The organism is Pseudomonas sp. NCIMB 10586, assembly GCF_023127895.1.
Classification (GTDB): Bacteria; Pseudomonadota; Gammaproteobacteria; order Pseudomonadales; family Pseudomonadaceae; genus Aquipseudomonas; species Aquipseudomonas synxantha_A.
Genome location: NZ_SPKQ01000020.1, coordinates 16,905 through 39,508, shown reverse-complemented (window position 1 = coordinate 39,508; position 22,604 = coordinate 16,905). Strand labels below are relative to the sequence as shown.

Sequence of the window (22,604 nt, the reverse complement as noted above, 5' to 3'; positions counted from 1 at the left end):
CTTTCAATTAGCCTTTAAATTAAAAGCCTTCAAGACAGTTGCTCCCACATTTGGATCTCCGAGCATCAGATAGATATGCGCTGGCTGACTGGTCGTCACGGGAGCAAGCTCCCTCGCCACAGGTACAGCGCCGTACCAAAAATGTGTAGATACCTATGCTAATCGTGGGCAAGCTCCCACACACACTTACCCGGCGTACAGATTGAAAACTGTTTAAGGCTGCCATGAAACGCTACGAAAAATTCGCCGATGACATCGCAGAACTGATCCGCTCCGGCGTCCTTGGCCCAGGTCAGCGCGTACCGTCGGTGCGCTATGCCAGCCAGACCTACGGCGTCAGCCCGTCTACCGTGTTCCAAGCGTATTACTTGCTGGAACGCCGTGGCCTGATTCGCGCGCGGCCGCGTTCGGGCTACTTCGTCAACACCCATGCGCCGAGCCCGTTTTCCGAGCCAGTGGTGAGCGAGCAGGTGCATGAGTCCACCCATGTGGACGTCAGTGAATTGGTGTTTTCGGTACTCGACTCCATCAAAGACCCTAATACAGTGCCCTTCGGCTCGGCCTTCCCCAGCCCGATGCTGTTCCCGTTGCCGCGCCTGGCCCGCTCCCTGGCCAGCGCCAGCCGCGAAATGGACCCGCGCCTGGTGGTCACCGACATGTCGCCGGGCAACCCGCAACTGCGCCGACAGATTGCCCTGCGCTACATGGTCGGCGGCCTGATGCTGCCCATGGAGGAGCTGCTGATTACCAACGGTGCCCTCGAAGCGCTGAACCTGTGCCTGCAAGCCGTGACTGAACCGGGCGACCTGGTTGCCATCGAGGCACCGGCGTTCTACGCCTGCCTGCAAGTGCTGGAGCGCCTGAAACTCAAGGCCGTGGAAATCCCGGTGCACCCGCGCGATGGTATTGACCTGAACGCCTTGGCACAAAGTCTTGAGCGCTACCCAATCAAGGCCTGCTGGACCATGACCAGCTTCCAGAACCCCATGGGCGCCACCCTGCCCGAAGCAAAAAAACAGGCGCTGGTAGAGCTGTTGCGCAGCCATCAGGTGCCGTTGATCGAGGATGATGTCTACGCCGAGTTGTACTACGGGCAACACGCGCCAAAACCGGCCAAGGCGTTTGATACCGAAGGGCTGGTGATGCACTGCGGTTCCTTTGCCAAGAGCCTGGCACCGGGCTACCGCGTCGGCTGGGTCGCGGCCGGGCGCTTTGCGCAGAAGGTCGAGCGCCTGAAACTGATGACCTCGCTGTGCCCGTCGATGCCGGCCCAGGCGGCGATTGCCGACTACCTGCAACACGGCGGTTATGACCGGCATCTGCGCAAATTGCGCTATGCCCTGGAAGAACAGCAAAGCGCCATGCTGGCGGCCATCGCCCGCTACTTCCCGGCCCAGACACGGGTCAGCCAGCCGGCGGGCGGTTATTTTCTGTGGTTGGAATTGCCGGAGCAAACCGACTCGCTGAAATTGTTCCAGATGGCCCTGGCCCAAGGTATCAGCATCGCACCGGGGCCGATTTTTTCAGCGACCCAGCGCTTCAGAAACTGCATACGCTTGAACTATGGCAGCCCATGGAGCGAAGCCTCGGAAAAGGCCATGGAGACATTGGGGCGGATTGTGCGGTCTTTTTAACGACCGCCGCCCAAATCGAGGAATGTGCCGGTGGCGTATGAAGCCTTGTCCGACAGCAACCAGATAATCGCCTCAGCCACTTCATCCGGACGCCCGCCACGCGCCATGGGGATACCGGACTCCAACTTGCTGACGCGGTCCGGGTCGCCGCTCAGGGCGTGGAAATCGGTAAAGATATAACCAGGGCGTACCGCGTTGACTCGAATGCCTTCACCTGCGACTTCTTTGGACAGACCGAGGGTGAAGGTATCCAGAGCGCCCTTGGACGCAGCGTAGTCCACATACTCACCTGGCGACCCCAGCCGCGCCGCCACCGAGGACACGTTGACGATACTGCCACCCTGCCCGCCATGCCGAGGCGACATACGCAGCACCGCGTGCTTGGCGCACAGGATCGGGCCCAGCACGTTGGTCTTCATGATCTTCAGGATACGAAACTCGGACATCTCGTCGACCCGCGACTTTTGCCCCACAGTACCGGCGTTGTTGACCAGCGCCGTGACACGCCCCAATTCGGCATCCACGCGATTGAACAGCGCTATCACTTCATCTTCGATGCTGACATCAGCGCGCACCGCAATGGCCTGGGCGCCGAGGCCGCGCACTTGTTCAAGCACCGCATGGGCAGCCTTCTCGTCCGACTGATAGTTAATGCAGATGCGATAACCTTCGCGAGCAGCCAGCAAGGCCGTCTCGGCGCCAATCCCGCGGCTGCCTCCGGTGATGATGACGACTTTGTCCATGGCTACGGTCTCCTGATTCAACCTGATGGTTAGGGTTGGATCCAAGAATACCCGTCACTGACGGCTTTTGTCAGGCGCTGGCGCATCTTCGCCGGCGAGGATGTTTGCCATGAAATTGTCGGCCGGCAATGGATGCCCCAACAAATAGCCTTGCAAGGAATCACACCCCAGGCGGGTAAGGAAATTTTGCTGCGCATCGGTTTCCACGCCTTCGGCAACGATCCGCAAGTCCAGGGCCTGGCCGAGGGCGACAATGGCCGAGACGATGGCGGCGTCGTCGCTGTCGTGCTCCAGGTCGCGTACAAAGCCGCGGTCGATCTTCAACTCGTTGGCCGGCAGGCGCTTGAGGTACATCAGGCTGGAGTAACCGGTGCCAAAGTCATCGATGGACAGGTCCACACCCATGTCCGAGAGCTGCTGCAATACCGTCATGCTCGCATCGGCATCGCTCATGGCAGTGGTCTCGGTGATCTCCAGCGTGAGGCTGTTGGCGGGTAATTGGTGGCGCTCCAGAGCAGCCGCAACACTGTTGACCAACCCGGCATGACAGAACTGCAGCGCCGAAAGATTCACGGCGATGCGCCAGCTCTGATAACCCTGTGCGTACCACAGGCTCATCTGGCGGCAGGCTTCGTCGAGTACCCATTCACCGATGGCAATGATCAGCCCGGTTTTCTCCGCCAGCGCGATAAAAGCTGCCGGCAGCAACAAGCCCTGTTGCGGATGCTCCCAGCGCAACAACGCCTCGGCCCCCACGGCAATACCGCTCACCGCATCGAACTTGGGTTGGTAATACAAGCGAAACTCGCCGAGTTCAAGGGCATTGCGCAGGTCCTGCAACAATTGCAGTTGCTTGCGCGCATTGGTGTTCATTGACGCATCGAAGAAGCTGTAGCCGTTCTTGCCCATGCCCTTGGCGTGATACATCGCCGCGTCGGCGTTCATCAACAGCTCCTGGGGGTTATTACCGTTGCCCGGGAACATGGCGATACCGATACTCGCGGAGATTTTCAGCTCATGCTCGGCCACCGTGAAAGCGCGGTTGATCAGACCGACCTGACGCTCGGCCAGGCCCATGGCATCGTCCGGCTGGGTCAATTGCACCAGCAACACGAACTCGTCACCGCCAATACGGGCCAGGGTGTCCTGGCTGCGCAAGTCCTCGCGCAGACGCAGGCCAACCTCGCGCAGCAGTTGATCGCCCATGTGATGACCGAAGGCATCGTTGACCGGCTTGAAGCCGTCCAGGTCGATAAACATCAGCGCAAAGCAACCGCCCTGCTCGTACACCGCCTGAATGCCTTGTTGAATGCGATCCGCCAGCAGTGTGCGATTGGGCAAGCCGGTGAGCATGTCGTGCAGTGCCAGGTGGGTCAGTTCCTGGTTGGCCAGGGTCAAGGAATCGGCGAGTACAGCGGTGCGCGCCTCCAGGCGGGCATCCAGCAAGGAGGTCAACAACGCTATGACCAACACCGCCAGGGAGGTCACCAAGACCAGGTTATCCAGGCCCTTGCCGCTCAAGCCCGTTAGCGCGGCACCGCAGAAACTGTCATCGGCAAACTGCGCCGCGGCCATCCCGGTGTAGTGCATGCCGACAATGGCCACGCCCATCACCATCGCCGCCGCACCCCGCGCCAGGCGCACGTAAGGCGTATTGCGACGCAGGTTGAAGGCGATCCACAGCGCGGCGCCGGAGGCCATTACCGCGATCAACAACGAAGCGCCGAACAAGGTAGGGTCGTAGTCGATACCCGGGGTCATGCGCATCGCTGCCATGCCGGTGTAGTGCATGCTGGCGATACCGGCACCCATCACCAGCGCACCGAACGCCAGTTGCCAGGCCGGCAGACTTGGCTGGCTGACCAGCCATAAGGCGAAGCCACTGGATAACACAGCGATCAACAGCGACAGCGCAGTGATGCCCAGGTCAAACCCGAGGGCAAACGGCAGGCGCAGGGCCAACATGCCGATAAAGTGCATGGACCAGATGCCCACGCCCATGGCTGCTGCACCGCCGGTAATCCATAGGTAAACGGCACGCCCCTTCGTCGTAGCGATACGCCCGGCCAGGTCCAACGCGGTGTAGGACGCCAGCATTGCAACGCACAGGGAAATCACGACCAGGGAGGTTGAATAGCTACCGATCAACATGGGGCTTCTCGCAGGCAACAGGGCGTAAAAGCCCATGCCGGGTGGCAAAGCGGGCGATTGTAGCGAGAATGATTCTGGGGCAGGTGATTAATTAAGCAGATAGCCATTAGTCATTTTTTGGCGTCAATCTGCTGGCTTAATGCGGGTATTTTTCAATACCTGTGGAAAGGGGCCTCCCCACTGTAGGAGCGAGCTTGCTCGCGAAGATCGTCAACGATGACGTGCGAAACCGGGGGAAACGCGGTGTCTGTGTGTTCTTCGCGAGCAAGCTCGCTCCTACAGGATGCCCAGGTATTCGCTCACTCCTTCTCGGCCAGAGACGTCTGGCCGTCCCAGCCACCACCCAACGCCGCAATCAACTGCACACTCGCCACCAGCCGCGACTGCAACAAGGTCAACACGGTGCGCTCGTTGCTCAAGGCCGTCGCCTGCACAGTCACCACATCCAGGTAAGCGATCAGACCCGCCTTGTACTGGTTCTCGGTCAAGCGCAACGACTCACGCGCCGATTCCAGCGCTTCATTGCTGACCACAGCTTCGTCCGCCAGCACCTTGAGTTGCACCATGTAGTTTTCCACTTCACGGAACCCATCCAGTACGGTCTGGCGGTACTTGGCCACGGTCTCGTCATAGCTGGCCACGGTGCGGTCGACTTCCGCCGAGCGCTGGCCGCCATCGAACAGGGTCATCGCCAGTTTCGGCCCCACCGACCAGAAGCGGTTCGGCAGGCTGATCCAATCTTCATAGGTGCTGCTGGAGTAGCCGCCCTGCAAGCTCAGGCTGAGATCCGGGTAATAGGCCGCCTTGGCCACGCCGATGTTGGCGTTGGCGGCGATCACCGAGCGTTCGGCCGAGGCAATATCGGGGCGACGTTCCAGCAACTGGGACGGCAGGCTCACCGGTATTTGCGGCAGCGCCGGAATGTCTTTGCTCACCGCCAGGTTGAAGTTGGCCGGGGCTTCGCCGATCAGCACGGCAATGGCGTTTTCCAATTGGGCGCGCTGCCAGATCAGGTCGATCAGGCTGGCCTGGGTGGTCTTGAGCTGAGTTTGCGCCTGGGCGATGGCATCCTTGCCGGCCACCCCGGCACGGTACTGGTTTTCGGTCATTTTCAATGAACGCTGGTAGGTGTCCAGGGTGGCTTGCAACAGGCGCGTCTGTTCGTCCATGACCCGCAGTTGCAGGTAGCTCTGCACCAGTTCCGACTGTTGGCTCAGGCGCATCGCGGCCAGGTCTGCCGAGCTGGCCTCGGCGCTGGCTTCATTGGCCTCTAGTCCACGGCGCAACTTGCCCCAGATATCGGCTTCCCAGCTCACGCCCAACTGCGCATTGAGGGTGTCGCGGATACCACTGCTGGAACTGCTGAGGCTGGCGCTGCTGCTGCCGGTACCCTGGCTGGCGCGGGTTTTACCCACGCTCAGGTCGACGCTGGGGTAAAACGCCCCGCGGGAACTGCGCACCAGCGCCTTGGCCTGGCGAAAGCGCGCTTCGGCCTGGGCAACGGTCTGGTTGGACGTGTTGAGGCGCTCTACCAGCTCATTGAGTTGGCGGTCGCCATACAGCTCCCACCAGGCGCCACGGGCCAGGGAATCGCTGGGGTTGGCCTGGCGCCAGCCCTGGGCTTCTTTGAACTGCACCGGTTCGATGACCTCCGGGCGCTTGTAGTCAGGGCCAATGGCGCAGGCGCTGAGCAACACCCCACACATCATCACGGCCAATAACTTCATTGTGTTGTTGTGGCGAGGGTGCTTGCTCCCTCGCCACAATAATTTGGTTGAATCGGTCATAGCGCAGTGTCCAGGGCAGCATCGGTACGCACGCCGCGCCAGGCATTGAAGCGGTGGCGCGCGCGGTCGAGATAGAGGTAGACCACCGGGGTGGTGTAAAGGGTCAGGATCTGGCTGAAGACCAGGCCACCAATAATGGTCAGGCCCAACGGATGGCGCATTTCCGCGCCATCGCCGGTGCCGAGCAGCAACGGCAAGGCGCCGAGGATGGCGGCCAGGGTGGTCATCAAAATGGGTCGCAGGCGTAGCAGACAGGCGCTGCGGATCGATTCCAGCGGGCTCATGCCGTCGTTGCGCTCCAGTTGCAGCGCCAGGTCGATCATCAGGATCGCGTTTTTCTTCACCACACCGATCAGCAGGAACAAGCCCAGCAACGAAATCAGACTGAACTCGCCGCCCAGCAGGTAGATCGCCAGCAACGCGCCAACACCCGCCGACGGCAGGGTCGAGAGAATGGTCAGCGGGTGGATATAGCTTTCATACAGAATGCCCAGCACCAGGTACACCGCCACCAGCGCACCGAGAATCATGAACGGCTGGCCCTTCTGCGTGGCCGCAAAGGCGTCGGCGGTGCCGGCCATCTTGGCGATCACATCTTCGGGCAGGCCAACCTTGGCAATCGCTCGCTCGATGGCCGCGGTGCCCTGCTCTACCGTCACCCCGGGCGCCATATCGAAGGCGATGTTTTCGGAAGCGAACTGGCCTTCATGGCTGACGCGATCGTCGGCCAGGCTGTTCTCGTAATGGGCAATGGTCGACAACGGCACCCGCGCACCATCGGCAGTAATCACCTGGACCTGGTTCAGGGTGATCGGGTCCTGGGCATACTTGGGGTTGACCTCCATCACCACCTGATACTGGTTGAGGCTGTCGTAGATGGTGGAAATCTGCCGCTGGCTGTAGGCGTTGTTGAGTACCGACGTGACCATGTCCATGTCGATGCCCAGACGCTTGGCCTGGTCCCGATCGACGATCAGCGTGACCTGCGCCGCGCCCCGGCCTTCGCGAGCGTCGATGGCAGTCAGCTCGGGCAACTCACGCATCGCCGCGACCACTTTCGGGTACCACAGGCGCAACGCGGCCAGGTCGCCGCTTTGCAGGATGTAGGAATATTGCGCGCTGGTCTGGTCGCGGCCGCCGCCGAACTGCAGGTCCTGGTCGGCCATCAGGAACAGGCGCCCGCCCGGTACCAACGGCACCTCTTTGCGCAGACGCTCGATCACCGCCTGGGCAGAGATCTTGCGTTCACTGATGGGTTTGAGGCGCACCAGCATCACTGCGTTGTTAGTGCCTTGGTTGCCACCGATAAAGCCGGCCACGCTGAGCACCGCCGGGTCCTTGAGCACCGCTTGGCGGAAGACTTCCATCTTCGGCTGCATCACGCTGAACGACAGGCCATCGTCACCGCGCACAAACCCGATCAATTGGCCGGTGTCCTGCTGAGGCATGAAGGTTTTTGGCACCACCACATACAGCGCGACATTCACCCCCACGGTAATCAACAGGCTGAGCAGGGTCAGGCGCCGGTGGCGCAACACCCAGTCCAGGCTGGTGGCGTAGCCGGCGACCATGCGGTCGTTGACCTTCTGGCTCCAGCGCTGCAAACCGGTCTGCCGGGTCTTGTCATGAGGCTTGAGCCAGCGGGCGCAGAGCATCGGCGTCAAGGTCAGCGAGACAATCAGCGAGACGATGATCGCCGCCGACAAGGTGATGGAAAACTCGCGAAACAGGTTGGTGACAATCCCGCCCATGAACAGGATCGACAGGAACACCGCCACCAGCGACACGTTCATCGACAACAAGGTAAAGCCGACTTCTTCGGCACCCAGGTACGCCGCCTTCATCGGCGGCACACCCTCGTCGATGTGCCGGGAAATGTTCTCCAGCACCACGATGGCATCGTCCACCACCAGCCCGGTGGCCAGGATCAGCGCCATCAACGAAAAGTTGTTCAGCGAAAACCCGTACAGGTACATCACCGCAAAGGTGCCCACCAGCGACACCGGCACCGCCAAGGTCGGGATCAGCGAAGCGCGGAAGTTGCCCAGGAACAGGTACACCACCAGGATCACCAGGCCCACGGCAATCAGCAGGGTCATTTCCGCTTCATGCAGGGTGGCAGTGATCACTGGCGAGCGGTCCATGGCCAGGCTGAGCTTGACGCTGGACGGCAGCACTGCCTGCAACGCCGGCAACTGGGCCTTGATCTGCCTGACCGTTTCAATGATGTTGGCGCCGGACTGGCGGTTGATCACCAGCAGCACCGCCGAATCATTATTGAAGAAGCCACTGTTGTAGCGGTCTTCCACACCATCGGTGATCTTCGCCACATCCCCCAGGCGCAGGGCCGCACCGTCCTGGTAGCGGATCAATAGCGGCGCGTAGTCCTTGGCTTTTTCCAGCTGGTCGTTGGCCTGGATCTGCCAATTGCGCTCAGCGTCTTCCAGGGAGCCCTTGGGCCGGCGCTGGTTGGCATTGGCGATGGTATTGCGCACATCGTCCAGGGCCACGCCGTACTGGTCGAGGGCCTTGGGTTCCAACTCGATGCGCACTGCCGGCAGGGAGCTGCCGCCGATCTGCACTTCACCCACGCCTGGCACCTGGGACAGGCTCTGGGACAGGATGGTCGACGCCAGGTCATACAGCTGGCCCTTCTGCAGCACGTCGGAGGTCAGCGACAACACCATGATCGGTGCCTGGGACGGGTTGATCTTCTTGTAGGTGGGCATGCTGCGCATACCGCTGGGCAACAGGTTGCGCGAGGCATTGATCGCCGCCTGCACTTCCCGCGCCGCACCGTTGATATCGCGGTCGGAATCAAAGGCCAGGATCACCCGAGTCGAGCCCTGGCTCGACGAACTGCTCATGGTGGTGATACCGGCAATCGAACCGAATGAACGCTCCAATGGCGTCGCCACGCTGGACGCCATCACCTCGGGGCTCGCGCCGGGCAGGCTGGCCGACACCACGATCACCGGAAAGTCGATCTGCGGCAGCGGCGACACCGGCAACAGGTTGAAGCTGACGCCACCGAGCAGCATGATCGCCAGGCTCAGCAGCATGGTCGCTACCGGCCGGCGAATGAAAGGTCCGGACAGGTTCATGGCTCAACCGGCTCCAGGCGTTGCGGCTCTTTGCGCCAGCGCCGGCCAAGGCGATCAAAGTACAGGTAGATCACCGGCGTGGTGAACAGCGTCAACACCTGGCTCACCAGCAAGCCACCGACCATCACCAAACCCAGCGGTTGGCGCAACTCCGCGCCGGAACCGCTGGCAAGCATCAGCGGTACCGCACCGAACAACGCGGCCAGGGTAGTCATCAGGATCGGCCGGAAACGCAACAGCGCCGCCTGGTAAATCGCCGTCTGTGGGTCCAGGCCCTGATTACGCTCGGCGTCGAGGGCGAAATCGATCATCATGATCGCGTTCTTCTTCACGATACCGATCAGCAGGATGATGCCGATGATCGCGATCATGCCCAGGTCATTGCCACTGAGCAGCAGGGCCAGCAAGGCCCCCACCGCCGCCGACGGCAAGGTTGAAAGGATAGTGATCGGGTGGATATAGCTCTCGTAAAGCACGCCCAGCACGATGTACATGGTGACCACCGCGGCCAGGATCAGCAGCAAGGTGCTCGACAGGGACGCCTCGAACGCCTGGGCGGCACCCTGGAACTGGGTTTGCACGCCCACCGGCATGCCAATGTCCTTCTGGGTCTGGTTGATCAGCTCCACACCCTTGCCCAGGGCGACGCCGGGGGCCAGGTTGAACGACATCATCACCGCCGGGAACTGGCCGATATGGGCAATCGCCAACTGCGCCTGGCGCTGCTCGACATGGGCCAGGCTCGACAGCCGCACCTGGCCGCCGTCGGTGGTCTTCACATGGATCTGGTTGAGCGCGGCCGGGCCGAGGGTTTCGCCGGACTGAGCCTGCAGCACCACGCGATATTGGCTGGCCTGGGTATAGATGGTAGAGATCTGCCGTTGGCCAAAGGCGTCATACAACGCGTCGGTAATGGTCGAGACACTCACACCCAGGCGCGAGGCCGCGTCGCGGTCGATCACCAGGTACACCTGCAAGCCTTTGTCCTGCAAGTCGCTGGCAACGTCGGTGAGTTCCGGCTGTTGACTGAGGGCGTGCACCAGCTTGCCACTCCACAGTGCCAGCAACTCGGCGTCCGGCGACGACATGCTGAACTGGTACTGGGTACGGCTGACGCGGTCCTCGATGGTGAGGTCCTGCACCGGCTGCATGAACAGGCGGATGCCCACCAGCTTGTCGATTTGCGGTTGCAAGCGGGTGATCACCTCGGCTGCGCTCAAGTCGCGCTGGCCGTGGGCCTTGAGGTTGATCAGCAAGCGGCCACTATTGAGGGTGGCGTTATCGCCGTCCACACCGATGTAGGACGACAGGCTCTGGACCGCGGGATCAGCAAGGATGATCTTCACCAGCTCCTGCTGACGCTGGCTCATCGCCGCAAAGGAAATCGACTGCGGCGCTTCGGAAATACCCTGGATCACCCCGGTGTCCTGCACCGGAAAAAAGCCCTTGGGCACCACCAGGTACAGCACCACCGTAAGCCCCAGGGTAGCGATGGCCACCAGCAGGGTCAGCGGCTGGTGCTTGAGCACCCACTGCAACTTGCGGCCATAGGCCTGGATCAGCCAATCGATCCAGGCGCCGCTGGCCTTGTAGAAACGTCCCTGCTCTTCTTCCTTCGGTTCGCGCTTGAGCAAGCGCGCGCACATCATCGGCGTAAGGGTCAGGGACACAACCAGCGAAATCAGGATCGCCACCGCCAGGGTGATGGCGAACTCGCGGAACAGCCGCCCGACCACGTCAGCCATGAACAGCAGTGGGATCAGTACCGCAATCAGCGACAAGGTCAGGGAAATCAGGGTGAAGCCGATCTGCTTGGCGCCCTTGAGCGCCGCCGCCATCGGCGTCTCGCCCTCCTCGATATAGCGAGAAATGTTCTCCAGCATCACGATGGCGTCGTCCACCACAAACCCGGTGGCGATGGTCAGGGCCATCAGCGTCAGGTTATTGATGGAGAACCCCGCCAGGTACATCACGCCAAAGGTACCCACCAGAGACAGCGGCACGGCAATGGACGGAATGATCGTGGCGCTGACCCGACGCAGGAACAGGAACGTCACCATCACCACCAGGGCGATGGCAATCAGAAGCTCGTGTTGTACGTCTTTCACCGAGGCGCGGATGGTCTGGGTACGGTCGGTAAGCACCGTTACGTCCAGGCCGGCCGGCAGGTTGTCGGTGATGCTCGGCAGCAGCGCCTTGATACGGTCGACTACCTCGATCACGTTGGCGCCCGGCTGGCGCTGGATGTTGAGCAGTACCGCCTGGTTTTCGTTGGCCCAGGCCGCGAGGCGTTCGTTTTCGGCGCCGTCGACGATCTGCGCCACATCCTTGAGGCGCAACGGTGCGCCATTGTTGTAGGCCAGGATCAGCTCGGCATATTGCTGGGGTGAGACCAACTGGTCGTTGGCATCGAGCATCGACACGCGGGTGGGGCCGTCGAAGTTACCCTTGGGCTGGTTGACGTTGGAGGCGGCGATCAGCGCACGCACATCCGACAGGTTCAAGCCATTGGCCGCCAGGGCCTCGGGGTTGACCTTGATACGCACGGCCTGGCGCTGGCCACCGGCAATACTGACCATGCCGACGCCGCTGATCTGGGCGATTTTCTGCGCCATGCGCGTATCGACCAGGTCATTGAGCTTGGGCAGCAGCATGGTCTTGGAAGTAATCGCCAGGGTCAGCACGGGGGTGTCGGCAGGGTTGACCTTGTTGTACACCGGCGGCGCCGGCAAATCCTTGGGCAACAGGTTGGTGGCGGCGTTGATTGCGGCCTGCACCTGTTGCTCGGCGACATCCATATTGACGTCGAGGTTGAAACGCAGGGTCAGCACCGACGCACCGCCCGAGCTGGTGGACGCCATCTGGGTCAGCCCGGGCATCTGCCCGAACTGACGCTCCAGCGGCGCAGTGACCGCACTGGTCATCACGTCTGGGCTGGCGCCGGGGTACAGGGTCATCACCCGGATCGTCGGGTAGTCCACCTGGGGCAAGGCCGATACCGGCAACAAGCGGTACGAAATGATCCCGGCCAATACAATCGCCAGCATACTCAGCGTGGTGGCGACCGGGCGCAGGATAAACAGGCGTGACAGGTTCATGAACCGACCTTTTGCGCCTTGCCGGCGTCAGCGCCGGTCTCCCCTTTTGCCGCGGGCTTGCCTTGCAGGTGTTCGGTCGGCGTGGTCGGCACTTCCTTGCTTTCGTTGACCACTTCGATTTCGCTGCCGTCCTTGAGACGGTCAGTGCCTTCCAGCACCACGCGATCGCCTGCGACCAGGCCCTCCTTGACCACGGTGTTCTCACCGTCTGTGTCACCCAGCACCAGGGGCTGGACCTTGACCTTGTTGTCACCGTCAAGCTTGTAGACAAAGGTGCCGGTGTTGCCGAACTGGACCGCCGCCGACGGCGCCAACACCACGTTATGCAAGGTGTCGGCAAGCAAGTGCACATTGACGAACTGGTTGGGAAACAACGCCTGGTCCTTGTTATCAAAGCGCGCCTTGAACTTCAAAGTACCGGTGGTGACGTCGATCTGGTTGTCCAGGCTCTGCAACACGCCGACCGCCTGTTTTTTCACGTCGCTACGGTCCCAGGCTTCCACGGGCAGTTTGTTGCCGGCGTGATACCGGGCGAGTACGGTTTCCAGGGTATTTTCCGGCAGGGTGAACGCCACGCTGATCGGCTGGGTCTGGGTGATGACCGCCAGGGCGGTGGTGTCATTGGCTGCGACCAGGTTGCCGACATCGAGCTGGCGCAGGCCAACGCGGCCGCTGATCGGCGCACGGATCCTGGTGAATTCAAGGTTGAGCTTGGCATCGTCGACCGCGCCCTGGTTGGTCTTGACCGTGCCCTGGTATTGCAGGACCAGCGCTTCGGCGGTGTCCAGGGTCTGCTTGGCGATACTGTCCTGGGCGTACAGGCCGCGATAACGCTCCACATCGACCTGGGCGTTTTTCAACTGCGCCTGGTTCTGCAGCAATGTGCCCTGGGCCTGGAGCAAGGCGTTCTGGTAGCTGCGCGGGTCGATTTCTGCCAGCAGGTCGCCGGCCTTGACCATCTGGCCTTCTTCAAAGGCGATCTTCACCAGCTCACCGCCCACCCGGCTGCGCACATTAATGGTGTTGAGCGCGGTGACCGTGCCCAGCGCCTTGTAGTACACCGCAAACTCCCCCTGCACCACCGGCGCCACGCGCACCGGCACCGGGCCGGTGGAACCGCCGAAGCCCGGGCGCGCCATGCCGGTCTTGCCGGTGTGCCCCGCAGGAGCGTCCTTGTGAGCCGCGCCGCCGGGCCAGAATTTCCAGCACAGGCCGGCGATAACCAGCAGCACAAGCAGGCCAAACAGCCAGCGGCGGGAGTTGCGGGAGGAGGATTGCATGGAGTGATCAACCATTGGGGATGAGAGCTTCTTCTTCGGGAGGCTGAAAGATAAGCACTGGGGGGCGTTTAGAAAAGCACCTTTACCGGCTATTTACCTTGGGCTTACAACTTTTAACGTCTGATCTTAGTCCGCCAGCTATTTCGCTAAACCGCTGACACTCAAATAAAAACGGCCTGGACTAGGCCAGGCCGCAATCATGCATCATACGTGTTACTGCCAAACGACAGTTACGCGCAGAAACAGTTACTTCAATACAGCCAGGGCCGCATCGTAGTTTGGCTCTTCAGCGATTTCCTTGACCAACTCGCTGTGCAGCACATTGTCGTTTTCGTCCAGTACCACGACAGCGCGAGCGGTCAGGCCTTTGAGCGGGCCGTCGGCAATCGCCACACCATAATCAACGGCGAAATCCGAATCACGGAAGTCCGACAGGTTCTTAACGTTTTCCAGGCCTTCGGAACCACAGAAGCGCGCTTGGGCGAATGGCAGGTCGGTGGAGATGCACAGCACCACGGTGTTGGCCACATCGTTGGCCTGGGCATTGAACTTGCGCACGGAAGTGGCGCAGGTTGGGGTATCAACGCTTGGGAAGATGTTCAGCACTTTGCGCTTGCCGGCAAAGGTGGCCAGGGTGGCGTCGGACAGGTCGCCGGCGGTCAGGGTGAAATCTGCGGCTTTGGCGCCGACTTTCGGCAGTTCGCCTTCAACCTGGACCGTGTTGCCTTTGAGGGTGACTTGAGCCATGAACGGAATCCTTATGCTGGTTTTTGGTTAAACGAATTCGAGAGGCCGAAGTTAACCACAAAGTGCCGATGCTACCTACCGCCAGACACAAATTGTCATGTCGCCAGGTTGTGGTTTAATTGCGCGCTTTTCGCCTGCCCTTCAAGGAAACCGTCGTCGATGAATCAGCCTGCCACCAAAGTTCTGGTCATTGGTTACGTCTGGCCAGAGCCCCGCTCCTCGGCTGCGGGGGGGCATATGATGCAGATCCTTGAGAGTTTTCTTACGCAAGGTTGGGACATTACCTTCAGCAGCCCTGCGACCATCGGCGAACACAAGGCCGACTTGCCGGCACTTGGCATCGCCGAATGCGCCATCGAACTGAATAACAGCAGTTTCGATGACTTTATCCGCGAACTGGCCCCGGATATCGTACTGTTCGACCGTTTCATGATGGAGGAGCAATTCGGCTGGCGCGTGGAGCAATGCTGCCCCAACGCCCTGCGCGTGCTGGAAACCTCCGACCTGCAAAGCCTGCGCGATGCCCGCCACCAGCGTTTCAAGGAGCAGGTGAAAGCCAACCCCGACAGCGACGACTTCAGCGCCCTGTTCGCGCCTGCGCTTCAAGACGAGTTCCAGCGCATGGCCGATACCGACCTGGCCAAGCGCGAAATCGCCGCGATTTACCGCTGTGACATCAGCTTGATGATCTCCGACGTGGAAATCCGCCTGCTCACCGAGCAGTTCAAGGTGCCCGCCGCTCTGCTCCATTGGTGCCCGTTGATGTTGCAACCGCCCACCGCCGCGTTTGCGCCGTTTGAAGACCGTGCGCACTTTCTCAGCATCGGCAACTTCCGCCACGCGCCCAACTGGGATGCGGTGCTGTGGATGAAGCAAAGTCTGTGGCCGCTGATTCGCCAACAGTTGCCGGGCGCGCAGCTGCATATCTATGGCGCCTACACCCCACCCAAGGCCACCGCCCTGCACAACCCGGCACAGGGTTTTCATGTGATGAACTGGGCCGAAGACGCGCTGCAAGTCATGACCGCCGCACGCATCTGCCTGGCACCGTTGCGCTTTGGCGCGGGCATCAAGGGCAAGTTGATCGACGCCATGCTCTGCGGCACCCCCAATGTCACCACCCCGATCGGCGCCGAGGCCATGGGCGATGATCAACCCTGGCCCGGCGTGATCGAACACGACGCCCCGGCCCTGGCCGCCGCTGCTGTGGCCCTCTACCAGGACCACGAGCGCTGGACCCAGGCCCAGGAACACGGGCGCCAACTGCTGGCCCGGCGCTATGACCAGACTCTGCACGGGCCAGCCTTGGTGGACTGCCTGGAGCAATGCCGCCGCAACCTCGCCGCCCATCGCCGGGACAACTTCACCGGCAGTATGCTGCGCCATCACGCGCACAAGAGTACCCAGTACATGTCCCAGTGGATCGAGGCAAAAAACCGCAACCTGTAAACACTGCTGCTGGCGAGGTCGTGCGCGACGGGGCATTATCCTACGCAGCGACCACAATAAAGCGACGGCAGCATGACCCGAGCAACGCGCATCACCGATCCCTCCTACGAGCTGATGGACGATCACAACGGTCTGTCCATCATCTATCGCCAGCACGGCTTCCCCTGCCCGCTGGTGCGCTGGCACTTCCACAAGGAATACGAGCTGCACCTGATCGTCGCCAGCTCCGGCAAGGTGTTTATCGGTGACTACATCGGCAACTTCTACCCGCAAAGCCTGTTCCTCACCGGCCCCAACCTGCCCCACAACTGGATCAGCCAGGTGGAAGAAGGCGAAGTGGTCCCCAAGCGCGACATGCTGGTGAACTTCACCGACGAGTTGTTCGAACACGGCAGCCACATCTTCACCGAACTCAAACGCCTGGCGCCGCTGCTCGAACGCGCGCAGTACGGCATCGAATTCCGCTGCAAAAAGACCATTGCCCACGCCATGACCCTCATGCAGCACATTGAAGACGCCCACGGCATGGCGCGCCTGGGGCATTTCTTTATCCTGCTGGAGGTATTGAGCGCCTGTGAGGACTACCAGCTGCTGTCCGGCGTGACCACCCCGCAGCAAGCCGACGAACACAGCATCGACCGCACCAACCGTGCGGTGGACTACATCTTTGCCCACTACGCCCGCGAGCTGCCGCTGGAAGAAGTCGCGGAGTACCTGGGGATGAAACCGACGTATTTTTCTCGAGTATTCAAGCAGGCCACCGGGCGGACTTTTATTGAATTCGTCAATCGACTGCGCATCAGCAAGTCCTGCGAGTTGCTGGCCGATGGCGACAAGGCGGTGACGGATGTGTGCTTTGAGTCGGGGTTCAATAATATTTCCAACTTCAACCGGCGGTTTCAGCAGCTTAAGGGGATGACGCCGTCCCACTATCGGCGCCTGGCCGTACAACGCCTTACTGAGCAAAACCTGGCTTGAGCGATGTGCAGCGACACATGGTGAAAAACACATTCAGCCAAAACGAAAGGAACCTCGTCGCCCCTTCTGTCACTCAGCGTACGCATCACCCTCTCTTTTTCAGGCGTCGGGTGAAGCTTTTTCTTACACGCAGGCGAAAGGGCAACTCCATGATCAACGTTCAGCCATCCCTCATTCACACCGCGCTCATGGGAGCCGCGCAGACAAGCACAGCCTCGTCGCACAAAACCGACGCGCAACCCCCAGAAAGCTTGTCGCACGACAAATCGAGTTTTCGTCCCGTCCTGTCACGCTCACGCCGGGACTTGCAAAATCCTGCCAACCCATCAGCCTCATCCAACCCGTCGGTCCGCCAGTTCGCCGAGGCTTTGGTGGAGCAGAGCGACAGGCAATTAGCTGTTAATGTCGGTATGGGTTTGATCCGCGACCGGCTCGACGACAGTAAAAACGGCTCAGTCCGTCTAGACACGATTGACGTGCCACCGGCCTCGACCTTCGGCAAGACCTGGGGCGAGCTGGCCGATGCCATAAACTCAGAGCCTTTCAGATCATTTGCATACGCAAAAAACATTGATCCTCTTAAGCTAGTGATCAACCACAGTGGAAGACTCAGCGGGATAAAAGATAACAAACCGGTCGATTTCGACCTCGACAAGGACCCTGAGTGGGCCGCCGCGTCTGCTGCGGTCCTGGCAGCTGCAAAAAAAGTGGATAGCATTACTGCCGCGGTTGTGTACTTGGGCCCGGATCGCGCATTACCCACTACAGTGGCGCGGTTCTACGGTCTGCATCCAGGCAACAGCGCAAGTAACGACCAACTGTCCCTCATCGGGCAACTGTTGCGCGAGGGAAAGTTCAGCACGCTGGACAGCAGCGAGCCGCGCTACGCTGCCATCAAACAACGACAAAAAGAAACCCGTCAGCATATCGAGGAGCTGCCACCGCATCAGCTCAACCAACGACTTGCACAGTTTTCGCCGCCTACGGCGGCTCAAAAAGTCAAGGAAGCCGACCAGGCACTGTCGCAGCTGGTCAGCCGCGCAATGATGAAACTGCTACCAGAAACGAGTGACTACGAGACTTCGATCTCTCTGCAGGACATCCCGGAGTACTCAACCTTCAACCTGGTACGCAAAAACCTGTTGACCGCCCTGACCGGCAGCACTTTTACCGCCTTTGCCCAAGATAACAACCTTGACCCCGCCAGCGTGCGCATCAACCCAGTCAGTGGCGTCCTCACGGGCAAAGTGAATGGTATCAACACCACGTTCACCTTGAACGATGTCTCCGGTTGGACCGACGTCTGGGACGAGATAAAAGATGCAGTGCAACAGATGGCCACCAATTCTGACGATGACGTTGTCTACCCCGCCAACAACTCTGCACGCCTGTACGACGTCATGGCGTTTTACAACGAACCGCCTCCTCACCAAGAGGACACTCAACAAAAAGGCTGGGAGCAGCGCCAGCTTGCAGCCACGCTGGGCCGCATAGATGAAATAAACCAAAACAAAGGTTTCAAGGCGTTGACCAACGCATCCCCCAGCGACCCCGCACACATTGCCGTACAGCAACGCCAACAGTCAGTGATACAACAACTTACAGACGTACCACTTGCGCCCTCACCGCTTGAAACCCTGGCCGCCGCCGTCAAAACAAACATCCACACGCCAGTGGAAACCGAAGAGACGCGCACAGACCTCTTGGCAACAGGCGACAGTGAACTGGCAACCACAATGCACCGCACAATGCTTGAGCTAAAAACCAACCCGACCCTGGCCGCCTCAAAAACCATACAACCGATCCCGCCCAACAGCCTGTTTGGCCAATGGTGGGATTACCTGGGCAAAGCGCTCAAGGGACATGGTTTTATTGAATGGGCCAGCCAACACAATATTGATCTGGCGTCGCTGCGCTATGACCGCACAGGCCATGCGCTGATAGCCAAAGTCAATGGCGTTGAACAGCGCTACACCGCCGCCGACTTCGCGCAAAAATATCCCGCTTTTTTTGACGTTCTCGAGCCTGTGTTGACGGCCGCTCAGGAATTTGCCGCCCATGGACAACAGATCTCACTGGCGCAGGTGGGCAATAGCAACGTGCCATACCAGTGTGTGGCCAACTTTTATGGTATCAATGACGACCCCAGCGGCCCGACGTTCGAACAACAGACTTCGCTGCTGGGACGCACTCAACAGTTCCCACGACCCTCCGCCGATCCACAAAAAGTCGTGACCTGGCTGAACCAAAAAAAAACAGAACTGGGCGACAGCAACGACCGGTACTCGTTGATTGATCAGTTGAAAAACTGGAATTCCGACAGCGGCTCAAGACGCTTTATTGTCGACCCGGCCTCCTCCCACCAGCCTAAAGGCGTGACCACGGTTGCAGCATTCCTTGCCCGCAAAGACTGGAACCCAACGGTCACCAAAGCAGACAACGATAACTTGCTCGCTGCCATGCAAACCCCCGCCCCCCAGTCCCCTCCCCTGGGCAATCGCTGGGGGTTTCTGTCCTCGCAGCTATCGCTGAGTGCAGAGCAACGTGGGACGGTGGGCGAATTCGTAAAAACGTCCATTGGCGCGCATGACAGCCTTCTCAGTTATCTGAGCGCCAACGTTACCGACCTTAGTACCGACCCCGAACAAGCGTTGGATCAACTCGTCTCCAGCGACGCAGCGCTTGAACTCGCCACCAAGCTGGAAAGCCAGATGAAGGGCGCTCCCACCGCGACCAGCCGGAAACAATGGTTGTTGACCGCGCTGGTGCTGGAGATTGATCGAACAGCCGGCGCTCAACACAAGACTGTCGCCGGTATTGACGTGATGGGGGCTGCTTATTCAGGGCACAGCGTCGAGTCTATCCGTGAGCAGTTCGGCCGAGACTTGGCCGCTAAAAAAGGCATCCCCGCCAATCTTGCGCCTGCAATCGCGCGGTTGATGATGTCGGGGATGGCGCCACAACTACTGGTAAAAGAGGTACCCCAGTATGTAACACTCGGTTCCCCGGAATGGGTCAACTTTACGACCGCAGTGAACCGGATTGAGTGGACCGCCCCCGGCGCTACTCAAGGCATGACTTACCAGCAGGTCATGAATTACAACAACATCAAACCCATTTCAGCATTGGAAGCGCAGATCCAGAACTATGCGCAGATGAACCCATTGCTTGATTGGGCAGCCCTCAATAACAACGTCAATAAAGACAACTACACACTGGAACAGCTCAAAGACAGCGAGGTCAAACTTCAGGCTCAAACGAAGAAGACCGCAGAAAGTATCAGTTGGTTGAGCAAGTCCGACCCTCCGAATAGAAGGGCCATGACGCTTGAAATATTAAGAAAGGAGTTCGGCCCCGACATTGATTATGAAAGCCGCTACATGATAGAGGACGAAGGCTTCGGAATAAACAGCGGCCGTCACTACAGCCTCGCCGAAATCTATGAAACAGGCAGACTGGGTGAAAACTGGCTTCAGGAAGGCAAACATGTGGACTTCGAACGCCTGCGTAAAAGAGCGAATGAACCGGATTTCCCGGTTATCAATGATCAATTCGACAAGGCCATCAAACAAGACTTCCACCTGCGCAGACGCCACACCGTAACGCTGTTCGAAAACATGCTCAGAAAGTTGCCAGTGGAGGAGCACAAAAGCCTGCTCTATGGCGATGTAGAGTTTTTGAACGTTGAGGGTGCTGGCAGCGGTATGGTGATGACGTCTGTCTATAACGGCGTCAGAAGGGATTTTGCGGTGTACCCGGCAAGTGGTCTGATCGTAAGAATTGCCGACATTGACCCATCAACCCCTATGGGGCAAAAAGTCAGTCTGGAGATCGACGCCGAGGCCTTCAAAAATGGCACATTCCCGAAACCCGGGGTTAAATCCGACGTTGTACTGAGGGTTACTGACCAACACCTGCTTGATGACAACGATGAGCCATGGCCTTTGGAAGTCGCCTTCCCAGCCCATAGTGCCAATGACCGATTTTCCCCTAACTACGCCAGAGGGCGACTATCCAAGCTGGCAAACGTCATGGTCGACTCCACCTACCTGAACAAAACGCAGTTTCTTAACCTGCACCGCAATTGGTCGAGCAATACACTTGAAACCGCGACAGAACCCAGTGATTTCTTCAAAGCTATCTGGCACGCCCTACCGGGCACCAGCAGCCTGGAAGACCTTTATCACGGTGAATTCTTCAAGGCGGGTGTAGATCTCGCCATTGATGCCGCGATTGTGTTAGCCACCGAGGGCGCCGGCAAGCTATGGACGCTGGCGAAATCCGGCGCTTCTTGGGCGGCAGCCAAGATTTCTGCAGGGTTTATCGAGAAATTTGGGGCTAAAGAAGCCGAAAGTAGCGTGCTCACGGACATGACCCTCGCCAATACCTCGCAATCGCTCAACTCATTGAGCCGACTGCAGGGTCGTCAGTTGGGTGCTGCTGCCAGTAACGAAACGCTGCAGGCCAAGGGAATCGCTGATCGCACGGTGCTTCGACCTGACACCGGAGAACGGATCCTGGCCACCACCGCCAGCAAAAATGGCGAACGATACGCTTACAACCCCAAGACCCTTGAGGCTGAGGGCCCTGCTCTGGAGTGGGTGGTACCCGAGGGCAGCGACCGGATTGGTCGAATAAGGCTGGGCGGGCCTTTGGAATCTGTCATGCCGCTCGATGGCGAGATCCAGACATTTATAGACACTTACAATGGAAAACCCCGACTCAACATCATGGGGCACGCCGGAGAACCTGAGATAGCGGGAGGACCGACCAAAATCGTCGGTGACAATGGGGCAGAATATTCCGCCGCTGAAATAAATCAGAAACTCCTTGACCGAGGGGTAGATATTCGTAATTTCGATAATGTCCGTACCATAGTTTGCTACTCCGCAAGCGGCGGCGAGCACTCATTCGCTGCCGAGCTGCATAAACTGACCGGCAAACCGGTAAAAGGCTTTGAAGGCCCAGTTATTACTGAGTGGGAACAAGCTGATCTGAAAGAAAAGTTTAACGAAATATTATCCTCACTTAAAAAACGGTTCCCACGTGAGCGAGAAGAAAACATTTTGGAACTGGCAGAAATCAAGTTTAATCAGGCCTACAAGCCTGCAGATAGTAAGTTTACGCTTAGAAAAGACGTGGGCACTATGATTGACGTCAATATAGACACCCTCAAAAAACCGGTATACATGACGGTTCCTGTCGACTACCGACCGATCCGGTTCGGCCCCCCGAAAGAAAACATTCCGGCGTAACGCCTAATGACCGAGCACCGCTGTGTTATGCAGCGGTGCCAACGCCCTTGTTATCAATCACGCATCGTTCCCACTACCGGCGGTTGGCGGTGCAGCGGTTGACGGACCAGAATTTGGCTTAAGGTTGACCGTTCGGCTGGGTGTCGGGAAAGCAGAAACGTCTTACAAGGTTTTGAGGTTGTCCCTAGGACACTCAATCTCTGGTCTCTGTACACCGCTGCACACTCAGCGGTCGGGCGTCGCGGCCCGGTTTAATCAGACGCAAAGTGCCATTTCCGCTTTCAGTTGACGTCTTTTTATCGTCTACTGTGCGCCCTTATGGTGGCTGTGCGCGGGATACCTTCGGGTATGCCGGTTTCCTGATTCCGGTCCGCGAAC

The 22,604-nt window shown here is 59.4% G+C and carries 11 protein-coding genes; 4 read left to right on the top strand and 7 right to left on the bottom strand.

Annotated features, from left to right (window positions below):
- Nucleotides 1–224 precede the first annotated feature (224 nt).
- On the top strand, nt 225–1,634 hold the full coding sequence (gene mapR / locus E4P01_RS11200) for a GntR family transcriptional regulator MpaR (protein ID WP_216091509.1): 1,410 nt from the start codon (nt 225–227) through the stop codon (nt 1,632–1,634).
- Here the strand turns inward: mapR and E4P01_RS11195 are convergent.
- From E4P01_RS11195 to tpx, 7 genes are all read right to left on the bottom strand, one after another.
- Entirely contained in the window at nt 1,631–2,377 is a 747-nt protein-coding gene (locus E4P01_RS11195; protein WP_032875743.1) for an SDR family oxidoreductase, read from the bottom strand. The two genes, mapR and E4P01_RS11195, sit on opposite strands and share 4 nt — an antisense overlap.
- A gap of 54 nt (nt 2,378–2,431) precedes the next feature.
- Nucleotides 2,432–4,528, bottom strand: a complete 2,097-nt coding sequence (locus E4P01_RS11190; protein WP_216091510.1) for an EAL domain-containing protein — start codon at nt 4,526–4,528, stop codon at nt 2,432–2,434.
- 299 nt (nt 4,529–4,827) lie between these two features.
- Nucleotides 4,828–6,255 (bottom strand): efflux transporter outer membrane subunit, encoded by a 1,428-nt coding sequence (locus E4P01_RS11185; RefSeq protein ID WP_228309817.1) that lies wholly within the window; start codon nt 6,253–6,255, stop codon nt 4,828–4,830.
- Between the two features lie 56 nt (nt 6,256–6,311).
- Nucleotides 6,312–9,419 (bottom strand): efflux RND transporter permease subunit, encoded by a 3,108-nt coding sequence (locus E4P01_RS11180; RefSeq protein WP_078821462.1) that lies wholly within the window; start codon nt 9,417–9,419, stop codon nt 6,312–6,314.
- On the bottom strand, nt 9,416–12,517 hold the full coding sequence (locus E4P01_RS11175) for an MdtB/MuxB family multidrug efflux RND transporter permease subunit (RefSeq protein ID WP_216091512.1): 3,102 nt from the start codon (nt 12,515–12,517) through the stop codon (nt 9,416–9,418). Before E4P01_RS11175 ends, E4P01_RS11180 begins: the two co-directional genes overlap by 4 nt.
- Nucleotides 12,514–13,812 carry an MdtA/MuxA family multidrug efflux RND transporter periplasmic adaptor subunit gene (locus E4P01_RS11170; RefSeq protein ID WP_078821464.1) on the bottom strand — a complete coding sequence of 433 codons (1,299 nt, stop codon included), beginning with the start codon at nt 13,810–13,812 and terminating at the stop codon, nt 12,514–12,516. Before E4P01_RS11170 ends, E4P01_RS11175 begins: the two co-directional genes overlap by 4 nt.
- Before the next feature lie 231 nt (nt 13,813–14,043).
- Nucleotides 14,044–14,544: a thiol peroxidase gene (gene tpx / locus E4P01_RS11165; protein WP_032875762.1), complete on the bottom strand. Its 501-nt coding sequence runs from the start codon at nt 14,542–14,544 to the stop codon at nt 14,044–14,046.
- A gap of 159 nt (nt 14,545–14,703) precedes the next feature.
- Between tpx and E4P01_RS11160 the strand changes: the two genes are divergently transcribed.
- The 3 genes from E4P01_RS11160 to E4P01_RS11150 all read left to right on the top strand — a co-directional run bounded on the left by E4P01_RS11160 (nt 14,704) and on the right by E4P01_RS11150 (nt 22,226).
- Complete coding sequence (locus E4P01_RS11160) at nt 14,704–15,993, top strand: glycosyltransferase (RefSeq protein ID WP_032875765.1); 1,290 nt, start codon at nt 14,704–14,706, stop codon at nt 15,991–15,993.
- A gap of 72 nt (nt 15,994–16,065) precedes the next feature.
- Nucleotides 16,066–16,971: an AraC family transcriptional regulator gene (locus tag E4P01_RS11155; protein WP_032875768.1), complete on the top strand. Its 906-nt coding sequence runs from the start codon at nt 16,066–16,068 to the stop codon at nt 16,969–16,971.
- A gap of 149 nt (nt 16,972–17,120) precedes the next feature.
- Complete coding sequence (locus tag E4P01_RS11150) at nt 17,121–22,226, top strand: hypothetical protein (protein ID WP_216091513.1); 5,106 nt, start codon at nt 17,121–17,123, stop codon at nt 22,224–22,226.
- The last annotated feature ends 378 nt before the right edge of the window (nt 22,227–22,604 follow it).